Genomic DNA, 14,947 nt, shown 5'->3' with positions numbered 1-14,947 from the left:
GAGGTTCTCATTGATCTCTATTCTAGGTAACCTGAGGGGAAATTTCAGCCTCGGAGTTCAGGATGTTTAAGCTAACCCCATTACCCGCATTTGACGATAACTATATCTGGGTCATCGAATCACCTGATGACTCATCCATTGCCGTTGTCGATCCAGGTGATGCGGATGTGGTTGAACAGCATCTGACTCAATCCAACAAAACATTGGCTGCTATCCTAGTCACCCATCACCACCGAGATCATACTGGCGGTGTTGACGCCTTGAATGCGCGATACTCAGTGCCTGTTTACGGCTCATCTGAGTCAAAGTTTCCTGGTGTAACACACCCTCTATCTGACGGAGACTCCATTGAGCTGTTTGGGGCGTCTCTATGTATCAAAGCTGTCCCTGCACACACTCTGGATCATATCGCCTACTTAGTTAACGGCGATACACCACAGCTGTTCTGTGGCGATACACTGTTTTTAGCTGGCTGCGGTCGCCTGTTTGAGGGAAGTGCAGATCAGATGCAACAAGCAATGGACTACTTTGCAAGCCTACCGGATGCGACCGAGGTCTACTGTACGCATGAGTACTCTCTAGCCAACCTGGCCTTTGCCAAAGCCGCTGACCCAGAAAATAGTGACATCGACCAAGCGATCACTCGATGCGAACAGCTAAGATCCGATAACAGACCGACACTGCCAAGCAGCATCGGATTAGAACGCCAGATAAACCCCTACATGCGAACGCGTGAAGCGGCATTAATTCAGAGCGCCAGCCACTATTCCAACCAAACACTCTGTGCTGGAGTCGAGACCTTGGCGGCACTGCGAGAATGGAAGAACAGCTTCTAAATAGTGATCTATGAAGTGGACTTTTTATTCCTTAACAGAAAATTAATGAAATTGACCCAATAGCCCCTCACAGGTAGAATTGCGGCTTTAAATTTTCGGTATAAATGTCCAGAAAGGCACTATGGCAAAGTTGAAATCGACACTGATGGTTGGCGCCCTTGCGATCACACTCGCAGGCTGTCAGACCGTCGCGACACAACAGAGCGCACAGCAGAGTCCAACCGAGCCTGTCCAGGTGCTTGAGAGCGAGCCTGTTCTTGTTCAGCGTACAGAACCCAAAGTGAAGCCAGAGTGGGATGAAGCCCCGATTAAATCGGTACTTCTAGAACTTGAGAAAGATCCAAAGAAAGCAGACTTGTGGGAAATAACCCGCAACAACATGCGACTCAACCACAACCTGGACAAAAAGGTCGTTCAACAGCATATCGATTGGTATGTTGAGCACGACAAATATTTGAACCGCTTAACAGGCCGCGCCTCTCGTTACTACCACTTTGTACTGCATGAAGTGATCAAACGTGGCATGCCGGCAGAGATCGCTCTAATACCAGCAGTAGAGTCCTCTTACGACCCATTTGCCAAATCACCGGCTAAAGCGTCTGGAGCATGGCAGTTCATGCCAGCAACCGGCGATCATTTCGGTCTTAAGCGTAACTGGTGGTACGACGGTCGACGCGACATTGTTGCATCAACGCATGCGGCATTGGACTACCTAGAGTATCTGCACGACTACCTCGATGGGGATTGGTTGTTGGCCATGGCCGCTTACAACGCCGGTGAGGGAACCGTAGGTCGTGCAGTTAAACGCAATAAAAAAGCCGGCAAGCCAACCGATTTTTGGAATCTAAAACTGCCGCGTGAGACTCGCCACTACGTCCCTAAAATTCTAGCGATCTCTGAGGTGTTCAAAAACCCAGACAAGCATGGTCTTGCTTTAGCGCCTCTTGCAGACAAACCCTATTTTGAAATCGTCGATACTGGGGGGCAGATCGATCTGTCACGCGCTGCTGAGTTGAGCGGAGTGGAACTGGATGAGATCTACAAGCTCAACGCGGGATTTTCACAATGGGCTACGGACCCAGAGGGCCCGCACCAGCTATTGGTTCCAGTTGATAACGCGGCGCGCTTTAAAACCGAACTAGCATCACTCGCCCCTTCAGACAGAATCAACTGGGCTCGTTACGAAGTTAAGCCTGGCGATAGCTTATCGGTCATCGCTAAGCGCTTTAACACAAACATTTCGACCATTCAGACCTCGAATGATTTGAAAAGTTCTCTGATTCGCGTTGGCCAATCTCTATTGATCCCATCAGCGCTGGTTGATGCCAGCCAGTACCGCTTGAGTGATACGCAACGTCGCACCGCCAGTATCCGCAAGAGCGCACCCGCAGGCAGTAAAAAGATTCTTCACACGGTTAAATCCGGTGATTCGCTCTGGAAAATTGCGAAAATCTACGGCGTTGATCATAAGTCGATCGCTCGCTGGAACAACTTTGGCACCTCTAAGACGCTTAAAATTGGTGAGCGTTTAGCGATTTTCAAAGCCGATGCTCAAGCCTCTTCAACTGCACAGTACTTGGTCCGCAAGGGTGATAACCTCAGCGTCATTGCGCAGCGCCACAACATCAGTGTTCAGCAACTGCTTAAATGGAACGACATCAGCATCGATACCCTATTGATGCCAGGCCAACCCCTTCGCGTTAAACAACCTGAGCAGGGCTAATGGATACTTTAGGCATTGCAATCATCGTCATCTCGGTGGTTCTAGCTGTGGTCTTCAAAGTAGTTGTGATGAAACGCATCCGCGAATGGGTTGATCAAGACCTCATTCGCAGTCTCTCGATGGGCGATCAAATCAAGCTGACTAAGCTGATGGAGTTGGATCAGCAGCTTAAAAGCCAAGAGACGCCTCGTGGCGAACGTCATCAGCAACTGGAAAAGCTTGCTGAGTCACTCAATTCAACAAAATAAGTTGAATTTTTAACCCTAGCACCCTATTTCTAACGTATAGTTTTATAAACTGTTTCGTTGGAGGTTTCCGTGGCTTTGGGTTCTATTCAAAAAAATTCCATAAAAAAAATAGGCGCCATTCTCTCATTCGCCGTTGCACTGACGGCTCATGCCAGTGTCGAGTCTTCGCACGGGATCGCGATGCACGGCGACCTGAAATACGATGCAGGGTTTAGTCATTTTGAGTACGTTAACCCAGAAGCACCTAAAGGCGGAGTTTTTAAACAGGCCGCCAACGGCACTTTTGATAGCTTTAACCCTTTTATTATCAAAGGCACAGCAGCGGATGGTACCGGATTAACCTTTGACACCCTGATGGCTCGCTCTTACGACGAACCCTTCACTCAGTACGGCTTACTAGCCGAAGCGGTCCGTATGCCTGAATCCAGAGCCTGGGTTGAGTTTGATCTTCGTAAGCAGGCACGTTTCAGCGATGGTACCCCTGTGACAGCAATCGATGTCATCGAGACCTTCAGACTATTGCGTGAACAGGGCTCACCCTTCTACAAAGCTTACTACCGCGACATCCGTTCAATCACCGCTATTACAGACCATACTGTCCGTTTTGAGTTTGGCAGTGAAGAGAACCGCGAATTGCCATTGATCATTGGCGAGGTCCCTATTCTCTCTGCGAACTATTGGAAAGAACGAGACTTCACCAAGCCTTCGCTGGACCCTATCTTGGGTTCAGGGCCCTACGTTGTAGACTCTTTTGAAGCGGGTAGAACCATTACCTACAAGCGCAACCCAGATTATTGGGGAACCGACCTTCCGGTTAACCGCGGTCGCTACAACTTTGATGCCATGCAGTTTGATTACTACCGTGACAGCACCGTCGCACTGGAGGCATTCAAAGCTGAAGAGTATGACTTTAGAGAGGAGAACTCCTCTAAAAACTGGGCGACCAGCTATACGGGCCCGGCATTTGATGAGGGTCGTATTAAGAAGGAGCTGATTGCTGATGCCAACCCGGCTGGTATGCAAGCCTTTATCATGAATACGCGCCTCGACAAGTTCAGTGATCCTCGTGTTCGATCAGCCATCGCACACGGCTTCGATTTTGAGTGGACCAATGCCAACCTGTTTTACAGCGCATACACTCGCAGTCACAGTTTCTTCTCTAATTCAGAGATGGCCGCCACTGAACTACCCAGTGAAAAAGAGTTGGCCATTTTAGAGCCGTTCAGAGGCCAGATTCCGGATGAGGTGTTTACAACCGTTTACCAAGCGCCAACCACCAAAGGGGATGGGCGCAACCGAACTCAACTTCGCACAGCACTTAAACTTTTAAAAGAGGCTGGCTGGACACTAAAAGATGGCAAATTGGTTAATGATGCCGGAGATTCATTCAATTTCGAAATACTACTGGTGCAAAAGGATTTTGAACGCGTCGTTGCACCCTTTATTCAAAATCTAGAGAAACTGGGGATGCAGGTCAGCATCCGCATCGTTGATGTATCCCAGTATATTAATCGTCTTCGTTCAACTGACTTCGACATGATCGTCGGCAGCTTTGGACAGAGCAGCTCACCAGGCAATGAGCAGCGCGAATTTTGGGGATCGGAAGCCGCCGATCAACCCGGTAGCAGAAATCTAATCGGCATCAAAGATCCCGCGATTGATCAGTTAGTGGAGCTTCTGATTCAAGCTCCGGATCGTGAGCAGCTTGTGCTGCGTGCTCGAGCACTGGATCGAGTATTGCAGTGGAACCATTTTGTGGTGCCTCAGTTCCACATCGACTCACACCGTGTCGCCTACTGGGATAAATTTGAGTTACCTGCGATTCGCCCCACCTACACCATTGGACTGGATACCTGGTGGGCTAAGCCATAATGGCAGCGTACATTGTTCGACGATTACTGCTCATGATACCGACGCTGTTCGGTATCTTGCTGTTGAACTTCCTAATTATTCAACTGGCGCCTGGTGGACCGGTTGAACAAGCTCTCGCTCACCTACAGGGTTTTTCGGTTGATGCGACCAGTCGTATTGGTTCAGGAGAGCGTTCAGATATCAGCGCCGATGCACAAGGCGGCGATTCAAAATATCGGGGTGCCCAAGGCATGGACCCCGCACTGGTTGCTGAGATCGAACAACTCTATGGCTTTGACAAGCCGGCCCATGAGCGGTTTTTTAAGATGCTGACAGACTATCTAACCTTCGATTTTGGCCGTAGTTTTTTCAGTGATAAACCGGTGGTTGATCTGATTATCGAAAAGATGCCTGTCTCGATCTCTCTTGGGCTATGGACCACACTGATCACCTACCTAGTCTCCATTCCTTTAGGCATTCGAAAAGCGGTTCGAGATGGCTCCCCTTTTGATATCTGGAGTTCCAGCATCATCATTGTTGGCTACGCGATCCCAAACTTCTTGTTTGCTATTTTACTGATCGTACTATTTGCCGGCGGCACCTACTTTGAGTGGTTTCCGTTGCGAGGCTTAACTTCACCCGGATTTGAAGAGATGACTCTGATCGAAAAAATCGGGGATTACTTCTGGCACCTTGCTCTACCAATCCTAGCGTCCGTTATTTCCAGCTTCGCAACGCTGACCATGCTGACTAAAAACACCTTCCTTGATGAGATCCATAAGCAGTATGCACTGACCGCTCGGGCTAAGGGTTTAACCGAGCATCAGGTTCTTTACGGCCATGTATTCCGAAATGCCATGCTACTGATCATAGCGGGTATGCCTGCTGCATTGATTGGTATTTTCTTCACAGGATCGATGTTGATTGAGGTGATCTTCTCACTGGATGGTTTAGGGCTGCTTGGCTATGAGGCGGTTATCAACCGAGATTACCCTGTTATTTTCGGTACGCTCTACATCTTCACCCTAGTGGGGCTTCTATTAAAGCTGGTATCAGACATCACCTATACCCTTGTCGATCCTCGTATCGATTTTGAGAGTCGAGAGGGTTAAACGATGGCATCACCCATTACTCAGCGACGCATTGCACAGTTTAAAAGCAACCGACGAGCCTACTACTCGTTTTGGATCTTTATGTTGCTGTTTACCCTGTCGCTCTTTGCTGAATTGATCGCAAATGACAAACCGATCCTAATCAAAACGGATCAAGGGCTGTTCTATCCGTTAATGGAAAACTATACAGAGACCGATTTTGGCGGTGACTTTGATGCACCGGTCGACTACCGCGATCCCTATATTACTGAACTGATTGAGGAGCAAAACGGCACTCTATGGTGGCCCGTTATCCCGTTCAGCTACGACACAATCAATTTTAACTTGGACCAACCGGCCCCCTCTCCGCCTACTACCGACAACTGGTTAGGCACTGATGACCAGGGGCGTGATGTCGCGGCAAGATTGATCTACGGTTTTCGTATCTCGATACTGTTTGCCACGGTCCTGACCCTTGCCAGCTCAGTTATTGGCGTTGTGGCGGGTGCTTTACAGGGGTATTACGGAGGCAAGGTCGATCTATTGATGCAGCGTTTCATTGAGATCTGGTCCGGTCTGCCGGTTCTCTTCCTATTGATCATTCTAGCCAGCCTAGTGGAGCCTAATTTCTGGTGGTTGCTAGGGATTATGTTGCTCTTCTCATGGATGAATTTGGTGGATGTGGTGCGCGCTGAATTCTTGCGTGCACGCAACCTAGAGTATGTCAGAGCAGCAAGGGCTCTAGGGCAACCGAACTCAGTCATCATGTTTAAGCATGTCCTTCCCAATGCTATGGTTGCGACTCTGACGTTTATGCCCTTCATCTTTAATGGTGCACTGGTGACATTAACCGCGCTCGACTTTCTTGGCTTTGGCCTACCACCCGGTTCGCCATCCTTAGGTGAACTTGTGGCACAGGGCAAAGAGAATCTTCATGCACCTTGGTTAGGTGTGACCGCTTTCTTATCACTCTCTATCATGCTGACGTTACTGATCTTTATTGGTGAAGGTGTTCGTGACGCGTTTGATCCCAGGAAACAGAGCCGATGAAACCGATTCTAGACGTAAAACATTTATCGATTCGATTTCCTGATCAGCCTGAAGCAGCTGTAGAGAATCTAAGTTTTTCTCTACACGCAGGTGAAACACTGGCGATTGTTGGCGAATCGGGTTCAGGCAAATCGGTCTCAGCCCTGTCGCTATTGAAACTGCTGCCTGAGCAGACAGAGATACAAGCAGACTCGATCGTTTTCCAGGGGAAAGATCTTCAGGACGCAACAGAAGCCGAACTTCGATCAATAAGAGGCCACCGAATCAGCTACATTTTTCAGGAGCCGATGACCTCTCTTAATCCGCTTCATAGCATCGAGAAACAGATAGCTGAATCGCTTAAACTGCATAAGGGATTATCGGGCTCTAAGGCCCGTACACGAGTGATAGAGCTTCTAGAGCTGGTGGGTATCCCATCACCTGAATCCCGTTTGAAAAGTTACCCCCACGAGCTATCAGGCGGTCAGCGCCAGCGTGTCATGATTGCGATGGCATTAGCCAACGAACCCGAGATTCTAATTGCCGACGAACCCACCACTGCGTTGGATGTCACGATACAGAAGCAGATATTAGATCTGCTGATGGCACTGCAACAAAAATTGGGAATGGCCATACTGATCATCACTCACGATCTGAATGTTGTGCAGCGTTACGCCGATCGAATTCTCGTCATGCAACAGGGAAAGGTCGTTGAGCAGGGCGATACTCTTACACTGTTTAATGCACCCAACCACCCCTACACAAACACACTGCTCAATGCAGAACCTGTGCGCGACCTCGCTGCTGTTGAAGCATACGCTGACTCCTTGTTAGAAGCTAAAAACATTCGAGTCTGGTTTCCTAAAACTCAGGGCCTTCTAAAACGCGTTTATGATCACATTAAAGCGGTTGACGGCATCGATCTGCAGATCAAAAAGGGCGAGACATTGGGTATTGTCGGTGAATCAGGGTCAGGTAAATCAACCCTGGCCTTTGCCCTTCTGAAACTGACCAAAAGCGAAGGTGAGATATGGCTAGATGGCAGACGTGTTGATTCGCTCAACCAAAAGGAGATGCGACCTCATCGCCGTGTTGCCCAGATCGTTTTCCAAGATCCCTTCGGTAGCCTCAGCCCGAGAATGACTGTGGCAGAGATCATTAGTGAGGGGCTGGAAGTACAACAGAGTTTCTCACCTGAACAGAGAGAAGCCGCTGTCATTCAAGCCCTTCTGGATGTGCAGCTAGATCCAGAATCTAGACATCGCTACCCGCATGAGTTCTCAGGTGGCCAGCGACAACGAATCGCCATCGCGCGAGCACTGGTATTAAAGCCTAAATTAATCGTGTTAGATGAGCCGACCTCTGCCCTCGACAGAACGGTTCAAAAACAGGTCATTGATCTACTTCAATCCCTGCAACGCCAATATAAACTAAGCTATCTTTTTATTAGCCACGATCTCGCTGTCATAAAAGCGTTAAGTCACCGCGTTATGGTGATGAAAGGTGGCAAAGTGGTTGAATCTGGCACTGCAGAGGCTATTTTTAATGCCCCTTCGACGGATTACACCCGCGAATTAATTTCTGCATCAGCCCTTGAAAAAGAGACTGCCTGATAGCATTTATTAATAACATCATTAGTTACAATTAATTTTACCTTTTTGTCGGCGAACTTTAAGATTCGTCGCATTCTTGAAACATGACAATTTAACCAACCAAGGAGAAGACAGAATGTCTGCTTACATTAACCAGGAAGTTAAACCATTTAACGCAACAGCATTCCACGCTGGCGAATTCGTAGAAGTTTCAGAAGCTGACCTTAAAGGTAAGTGGTCTGTTGTTTTCTTCTACCCAGCAGATTTCACGTTCATCTGCCCAACAGAGCTAGGTGACCTTGCAGACAGCTACGCTGAGTTCCAGAAGATCGGTGTTGAGATCTACGCAGTATCAACTGATACTCACTTCACTCACAAAGCATGGCACGACTCTTCTGAGACGATCGGTAAAATCACTTACCCAATGATCGGCGATCCAACTGGCCAGATCTCTCGCAACTTCGACGTAATGATCGAGGAAGCAGGTCTTGCTGAGCGCGGTACTTTCGTTATCGATCCAGAAGGTAAAATTCAGATCGTTGAGATCAACTCTGGTTCTGTAGGCCGTGACGCATCAGAACTTCTTCGCAAGATCAAAGCTGCACAGTACGTTGCTGCTCACCCAGGCGAAGTATGTCCTGCTAAATGGAAAGAAGGCGCTGAGACTCTAGCACCATCTTTGGATCTTGTTGGTAAGATCTAATCGGACCTAAGTCCTTTCCCGAGGCTGCACTCGCAGCCTCGTTTCTCTCTAAAGCTTAGTTATTTTTTATTCATGAGGTCATCATGCTAGAGCCAAATATTGTCCAACAGTTGGACCAGTACCTTAGCTACATCAAACAACCGATTGAGCTTAAGTTAGCTGCTGACGACTCAGCAAAAGGTAACGAACTTAGAGAGCTCGCGACAACGCTCGCTGAGCGTAGCGACAAAATTACGCTAACTGATTGGGATCATCACCGAGTGCCAAGCATGGCCATTCTTGGTGAAGCCGATGCTGAACCACGTGTTGTGTTCTCCGGTATTCCAATGGGTCACGAATTTACAACTCTGATTCTTGCTCTTCTTCAAGCCGGTGGACACCCAAGCAAAGAGCCTGAAGAGGTTCAGAGTCAGATTAAGAGCCTTGAGGGTGAGTTCCATTTTGAAACTTACATCTCGCTCTCTTGTCAAAACTGTCCGGATTTGGTGCAAGCTCTAAACCTGATGGCACGCCTAAATCCAAACATCACCAGCACGATGATCGATGGCGCACTCTACCAATCTGAAGTAGAAGAGCGTGAGGTGATGGCCGTACCCGCTGTATTCCTGAACGGTGAACTATTTACCCAAGGGCGTACTGAGCTCAAAGAGATTCTAGCGAAGCTTGATACTGCCGGTGCTGAGCGCGAAGCAGAAGCGCTATCGGAACGCGACCCATACGATGTACTCGTTGTAGGTGGCGGTCCTGCAGGTGCAGCCGCTGCTATCTATGCAGCTCGCAAAGGGATTCGCACCGGTTTAGTCGCCGAGCGATTTGGTGGTCAGGTTCAAGACACCATGGGCATTGAGAACCTAATCTCAGTTCCCTACACAGAGGGACCAAAACTGGTCTCTAACATGGAACAGCACGTTAAAGAGTACAACGTAGATATCATCACGGCGCAACGCGCAGCGGGCCTCTCTGAAGCCGATGGCCTACATCAACTGAACTTAGAGAGCGGTGCAAACCTACAGTCGAAAACCATTATTATGGCGACGGGCGCCCGCTGGCGTGAGATGGGTGTCCCAGGTGAAGCGGAATACAAAGGCAAAGGCGTTGCCTACTGTCCACACTGTGATGGCCCACTGTTTAAAGGTAAGCGCGTAGCTGTTATTGGTGGCGGCAACTCAGGCATCGAAGCAGCTATCGATCTTGCCGGTGTGGTCAGTGAAGTAACCGTTTTAGAATTTGGTGACACACTTCGTGCAGACCAAGTGTTGCAAGACAAAGCAAACTCGCTCTCTAATGTCACCATTATCAAGAACGCGCAAACCACAGAGATCACTGGAGCGAATGGTAAGGTTAACGGCTTGATCTATACCGACCGCACCTCTGGCAAATCACACAGCGTTGAGCTAGAAGGTGTATTTGTTCAGATCGGCTTAGTGCCAAATACTGAGTGGTTAAAAGAGAGTGCCGTTGAGCTAACCAAATTTGGTGAGATCCAGATTGATGATCGCGGTGCTACCAACGTACCGGGCGTCTTCGCAGCGGGTGATGCAACCACCGTGCCTTACAAACAGATCATCATCTCGATGGGTGCCGGAGCTACAGCCTCACTATCAGCCTTCGATCACCTGATTCGAAACTAGGTCGAAGAGGCTAGCAAATAAAAAAAGGAGAGTTTAATGCTCTCCTTTTTTGTCTCTTAACGGCACAAAGTAGACTCTGAACTTAATAAGTATCGCGGAATCAATCAACCCTTTGCACTTGCGAGTTGAATGCGCGTGAGTATTTAAACCCCTTTAGGCATAAAAAAACCGCACTAAAAAGTGCGGTTTTTAATTAGCTAAGCTTTAAAGTCAAGCTAGGCCTTCGAATACTCGATCGCGGATCTGGTCAACGCTACCCACACCCTCTACGTATACGTATTTTGGTGCAGCTGCAGCATCTTCATCAGCCCAACCACGGTAATAACCGATTAGAGGTTTAGTCTGATCATGGTAGACGTTTAGGCGAGCACGAACAGTCTCTTCTTGATCATCTTCACGCTGAACAAGATCTTCACCAGTTACGTCGTCTTTACCCTCTGTTTTAGGTGGGTTAAATACGACGTGATAAGTACGACCTGAACCCGGGTGTACACGGCGACCCGACATACGCTTGATGATCTCTTCATCTGCAACGTCAATTTCAACGACTGCATCTAGAGCAACGCCAGCTTCTTTCAGAGCGTCTGCTTGAGGAATGGTGCGTGGGAAGCCGTCGAATAGGAAACCCTTAGCACAATCTGATTCTGCAATGCGCTCTTTAACTAGGCCGATGATGATGTCATCTGATACCAGACCACCTGCGTCCATAACCTTCTTGGCTTCAACACCTAGAGGCGTACCCGCTTTTACGGCTGCACGTAGCATGTCCCCAGTAGAGATCTGTGGGATACCGTATTTCTCAGTGATGTACTGAGCCTGAGTACCCTTACCGGCACCTGGTGCACCGAGAAGTATCATTCGCATTAATTTTCTCCTTAAAAAAATACGCTGCGCCTGGGCGCAGCATTAAAATTCTTACCGCTGACATTAATTTAGGTGTGGCTACTACACAATTCGACCATAGCCGTGCGGTGTCACCTAAAGCACTTTATAAAGCTGTTTAAAGTGCGCTCAAGGGAGTCACTTATCCCGAGCAAGCCACGCATATTAGCATGGCTGTATAGAGCTTGAGAACTGAATCACTATTAGGCTTTAAGCGAATAGTGCCAAAGACTCTATCAAACCTATTTTTTAGATTTCTCGATCTTTTTGGCTTCATCCCACCAAGCGTCTAGCTCTTCAAGCGTAAACTCTCTCCAATCCTTACCACTGGCTAGCACCCTATCCTCGACATGGTTGAAGCGACGTTCAAATTTAAGGTTGGTATTGCGAACAGCTTGCTCGGGGTCGACTGATAATTTTCGTGCAAGATTGGCGTTAACAAATAGAAGGTCGCCTAACTCTTCGCGAACCGCATCCATATCACCTTGCTGCATCGCTTCGCGGAGCTCTTGGATCTCCTCTTCAATCTTATCCAGCACACCGGTAGCATCATCCCAATCAAACCCCACCTTAGAGGCACGTTTGGTTAGCTTTACGGCACGACTCATAGCCGGCAGTGTCGTTGGTACCTCATCTAAAACACGGGCACGATCTTTACTTTCGCGCTCCTGCTCTTTGATGCGCTCCCACTGTGCATTCACAGTTTGCTGATCTATTTCAACCGACTCAGCACTGTCACGTAACTGACCTGTTGGAAAGACGTGAGGATGGCGACGCACCAGCTTACTGCAGAGTTGATCAACCACTTCATGAAGATCAAATAGGGATTGCTCTTTACCCAGTTGCGAATAGAAGATGACCTGAAACAGTAGATCACCCAACTCATCTTTTAGATGAGGCCAATCCTGTCGTTCGATGGTATCAGCTACTTCGTAAGCCTCTTCAAGGGTATGAGGTACGATTGAAGCAAAGGTCTGCTCCAGATCCCATGGACAACCGGTTTTAGGGTCACGCAAACGCTCCATCAGGTAGATGAGGTCATCCAGGGTATAGCGATCACTCATTAAGGAACCCCTGAGCGTTCACGGCGAACGTCACTGACATTCGGAATTTGATTGATCTTATCCATCACTTTGCCAAGCTTATCGAGTCGACCTATCTCTAGTGTCAGCGCCAAATTCGCTTCGTTACTGCTCTTATCCGTCAGTGTATTGGCCGACAATATATTGATTCGCTCGTTCGCTAAGATGGTCATAACATCGCGCAACAGTCCAGACCGGTCAAAGGCCTCTATGACAATATCGACTGGGTAGGTGGCTTCAGCCTCCTCTTCCCAAGCCACTTGAACAATTTTACTGGGCTCCACCTCGCGCAGGTGTTGTAGCTCTTTACAATCTTCACGGTGGATCGAGACGCCGCGGCCCTGTGTCACGAATCCAGCAATGGCATCGCCGTGAATCGGCTTACAACAACTAGCAAATTGAGTCATCAAGCTGCCGACGCCAACCACATGGACACCAGAGTCACTCGACCTACTCTGTTTTGGTGACGAAGCAGGAACATCCAGATCCAATTGTGATTCACGTTCGGCCTGCTCTTCACGCGCTTGTGCAGCTGAGATCACTTGCGAGATTCTTAGATCGCCAGCACCGAGTGCCGCAAACATGTTCTCATTGGAAAGGAACTTAAGACGTTGTGCGATATCCGATAGGTCTACCTCAGTGGCGTCTAATGCCAATCGCTTAAACTCACGCTGAATCATCTCTTTACCCGCATCCACATTTTGATCACGAGCCTGAGTCTTAAACCAATGAGCAATCTTAGCTCTACCCTTAGAGGTTTTTACATAACCTAGGTTGGTGTTGAGCCAATCACGACTTGGGCGCTCTTCTGGGCCTGTCATGATCTCAACTTGATCACCAGTCTGCAGCGCGCGGTTGAGCGGAACAATACGACCCGAGACACGTGCACCTCGACAGCGGTGACCGATTTCCGTGTGCACACGGTAAGCAAAATCAACTGGGGTAGCGCCAGCAGGAAGATCAATGACGTGCCCTTCTGGCGTGAATACATAGACACGATCCTGGGTCACATCGGAGTGGAGAATATCACCCAATGATTCAGTATCGCCCAGTTCGTCATGCCACTCGAGAACCTGGCGTAACCAAGAGATCTTCTCTTCATAGCCATCGGCGCGACTCGCTGTATCTGTCCCTTTGTAGAGGTGGTGAGCACAGACACCTAGCTCAGCCTCTTCATGCATGTCAAAGGTGCGAATCTGAATCTCTACCGCCTGTGATTCAGGACCGAATACCGCGGTATGCAGTGAACGATAACCGTTGGGTTTTGGTGATGCGATGTAGTCATCAAATTCGTGCGGGATATTTCGCCATGCGCCATGAACTATGCCCAGCACGGTGTAACAATCACGAATTTCTGGCACCAATATACGCAGGGCACGGACATCGTAAACCTGATTGAATTCGATATTCTTACGCTGCATCTTTCGCCAGATACTGTAGATGTGTTTAGCGCGGCCAGAAACCTGACCATCAATACCTACCTCTACAAGTTTCTCTTCGAGCAGCTTAATGACACTGTCGATGTACTCTTGACGCGCAAGACGCTTTTCAGCAAGTAGCTTTGCTATGTGTTTGTAATCATTAGGTTTTAGATATCGAAATGAGAGATCTTCTAATTCCCATTTGATGTGGCCGATACCCAACCGATGCGCTAATGGGGCGTAAATATCGAACACTTCACGTGCAACGATGTAGCGTTTACGTCGATCCGCATCTTTTACTGCACGAATCGCGCAGGTCCGCTCAGCCAGTTTGATGAGTGCAACGCGAACATCGTCCACCATGGCGACCAGCATCTTACGAACGTTGTCGACCTGACTGCCGCCAGTGCCTAACACGCCCTCTTCATCACGTGGATTTTTGCGACTGCCAATTGCAGCCATCTGCAAGACACCGCGCAGAAGACGAGCGATTTCAGCACCGAATTTAGCCTTAACGCGATCGATTGATAGTCGCTCTTCTCGCACTGCACGGTAAAGCACACCGGCTACCAGAGCCTCTTCTGTCTGCTGCAGGTCAACGAGAATCTGGACCATCTCCAGACCAGTAAGATAGGCGTTTTGCCCCAGTGACCAGACATCATGAGTTGAGCTCTCTTCATTCAAGGAGGCTTCAACTAATTCGCATGCCTGACGGAAACGCGCTTCATCTTCGAATGTATAACGGTTAGATAGAATCTCTAACCAACGATCCAGATCAACGGATCCATCTTCACGGACCGGTTGATCGTCACGAACCTTAACCAATGTAGGCTACTCCTGTATTGCGAGTAGCGAGCT

At 48.7% G+C, this 14,947-nt stretch carries 12 protein-coding genes; 9 read left to right on the top strand and 3 right to left on the bottom strand.

Annotated elements, in window-relative coordinates:
• The first annotated feature begins 62 nt into the window (after positions 1 to 62).
• The 9 genes from gloB to ahpF all read left to right on the top strand — a co-directional run bounded on the left by gloB (position 63) and on the right by ahpF (position 10,704).
• Complete coding sequence (gene gloB, locus XMA127_RS06040; RefSeq protein ID WP_173484074.1) at positions 63 to 836, top strand: hydroxyacylglutathione hydrolase; 774 nt, start codon at positions 63 to 65, stop codon at positions 834 to 836.
• Positions 837 to 957: 121 nt separating this feature from the next.
• Positions 958 to 2,559, top strand: a complete 1,602-nt coding sequence (locus tag XMA127_RS06035; protein ID WP_173484075.1) for a LysM peptidoglycan-binding domain-containing protein — start codon at positions 958 to 960, stop codon at positions 2,557 to 2,559.
• A complete protein-coding gene (locus XMA127_RS06030) occupies positions 2,559 to 2,807 on the top strand; it encodes a hypothetical protein (protein WP_173484076.1) in 249 nt (82 codons plus the stop codon). The genes XMA127_RS06035 and XMA127_RS06030 overlap by 1 nt, the downstream gene beginning before the upstream one ends.
• Positions 2,808 to 2,876: 69 nt before the next feature.
• A complete protein-coding gene (locus XMA127_RS06025) occupies positions 2,877 to 4,679 on the top strand; it encodes an extracellular solute-binding protein (RefSeq protein ID WP_371731515.1) in 1,803 nt (600 codons plus the stop codon).
• Positions 4,679 to 5,770, top strand: a complete 1,092-nt coding sequence (locus tag XMA127_RS06020) for a microcin C ABC transporter permease YejB (protein ID WP_173484077.1) — start codon at positions 4,679 to 4,681, stop codon at positions 5,768 to 5,770. Before XMA127_RS06025 ends, XMA127_RS06020 begins: the two co-directional genes overlap by 1 nt.
• Positions 5,771 to 5,773: 3 nt before the next feature.
• Positions 5,774 to 6,799 carry an ABC transporter permease gene (locus tag XMA127_RS06015; protein ID WP_173482109.1) on the top strand — a complete coding sequence of 342 codons (1,026 nt, stop codon included), beginning with the start codon at positions 5,774 to 5,776 and terminating at the stop codon, positions 6,797 to 6,799.
• Positions 6,796 to 8,391 carry an ABC transporter ATP-binding protein gene (locus XMA127_RS06010; RefSeq protein ID WP_173484078.1) on the top strand — a complete coding sequence of 532 codons (1,596 nt, stop codon included), beginning with the start codon at positions 6,796 to 6,798 and terminating at the stop codon, positions 8,389 to 8,391. Before XMA127_RS06015 ends, XMA127_RS06010 begins: the two co-directional genes overlap by 4 nt.
• A gap of 115 nt (positions 8,392 to 8,506) precedes the next feature.
• Positions 8,507 to 9,073, top strand: coding sequence for an alkyl hydroperoxide reductase subunit C (gene ahpC / locus XMA127_RS06005; RefSeq protein ID WP_173482111.1), 567 nt, complete (start codon positions 8,507 to 8,509; stop codon positions 9,071 to 9,073).
• Between the two features lie 83 nt (positions 9,074 to 9,156).
• Entirely contained in the window at positions 9,157 to 10,704 is a 1,548-nt protein-coding gene (gene ahpF, locus XMA127_RS06000) for an alkyl hydroperoxide reductase subunit F (RefSeq protein ID WP_173482112.1), read from the top strand.
• A gap of 210 nt (positions 10,705 to 10,914) precedes the next feature.
• On the opposite strand, the gene adk is transcribed toward ahpF, so the two are convergent.
• The 3 genes from adk to relA form a co-directional block, all read right to left on the bottom strand.
• A complete protein-coding gene (adk, locus tag XMA127_RS05995) occupies positions 10,915 to 11,568 on the bottom strand; it encodes an adenylate kinase (RefSeq protein ID WP_173499060.1) in 654 nt (217 codons plus the stop codon).
• 260 nt (positions 11,569 to 11,828) lie between these two features.
• A complete protein-coding gene (gene mazG / locus XMA127_RS05990; RefSeq protein WP_173499059.1) occupies positions 11,829 to 12,650 on the bottom strand; it encodes a nucleoside triphosphate pyrophosphohydrolase in 822 nt (273 codons plus the stop codon).
• Complete coding sequence (relA, locus tag XMA127_RS05985; protein ID WP_173499058.1) at positions 12,650 to 14,914, bottom strand: GTP diphosphokinase; 2,265 nt, start codon at positions 14,912 to 14,914, stop codon at positions 12,650 to 12,652. Before relA ends, mazG begins: the two co-directional genes overlap by 1 nt.
• Positions 14,915 to 14,947 lie beyond the last annotated feature (33 nt).

Source organism: Marinobacterium sp. xm-a-127 (assembly GCF_013283425.1).
GTDB lineage: Bacteria > Pseudomonadota > Gammaproteobacteria > Pseudomonadales > Balneatricaceae > Marinobacterium_E.
This window is presented reverse-complemented; position numbering and strand designations above follow the sequence as displayed.

What these genes read in the sequence shown, in the direction of transcription:
- gloB (WP_173484074.1), top strand. Translation starts at nt 63, where the DNA reads ATGTTTAAGCTAACCCCATTACCCGCATTTGACGATAACTATATCTGG.
- XMA127_RS06035 (WP_173484075.1), top strand. Translation starts at nt 958, where the DNA reads ATGGCAAAGTTGAAATCGACACTGATGGTTGGCGCCCTTGCGATCACA.
- XMA127_RS06030 (WP_173484076.1), top strand. Translation starts at nt 2,559, where the DNA reads ATGGATACTTTAGGCATTGCAATCATCGTCATCTCGGTGGTTCTAGCT.
- XMA127_RS06020 (WP_173484077.1), top strand. Translation starts at nt 4,679, where the DNA reads ATGGCAGCGTACATTGTTCGACGATTACTGCTCATGATACCGACGCTG.
- XMA127_RS06015 (WP_173482109.1), top strand. Translation starts at nt 5,774, where the DNA reads ATGGCATCACCCATTACTCAGCGACGCATTGCACAGTTTAAAAGCAAC.
- XMA127_RS06010 (WP_173484078.1), top strand. Translation starts at nt 6,796, where the DNA reads ATGAAACCGATTCTAGACGTAAAACATTTATCGATTCGATTTCCTGAT.
- ahpC (WP_173482111.1), top strand. Translation starts at nt 8,507, where the DNA reads ATGTCTGCTTACATTAACCAGGAAGTTAAACCATTTAACGCAACAGCA.
- ahpF (WP_173482112.1), top strand. Translation starts at nt 9,157, where the DNA reads ATGCTAGAGCCAAATATTGTCCAACAGTTGGACCAGTACCTTAGCTAC.
- adk (WP_173499060.1), bottom strand. Translation starts at nt 11,568, where the DNA reads ATGCGAATGATACTTCTCGGTGCACCAGGTGCCGGTAAGGGTACTCAG.
- mazG (WP_173499059.1), bottom strand. Translation starts at nt 12,650, where the DNA reads ATGAGTGATCGCTATACCCTGGATGACCTCATCTACCTGATGGAGCGT.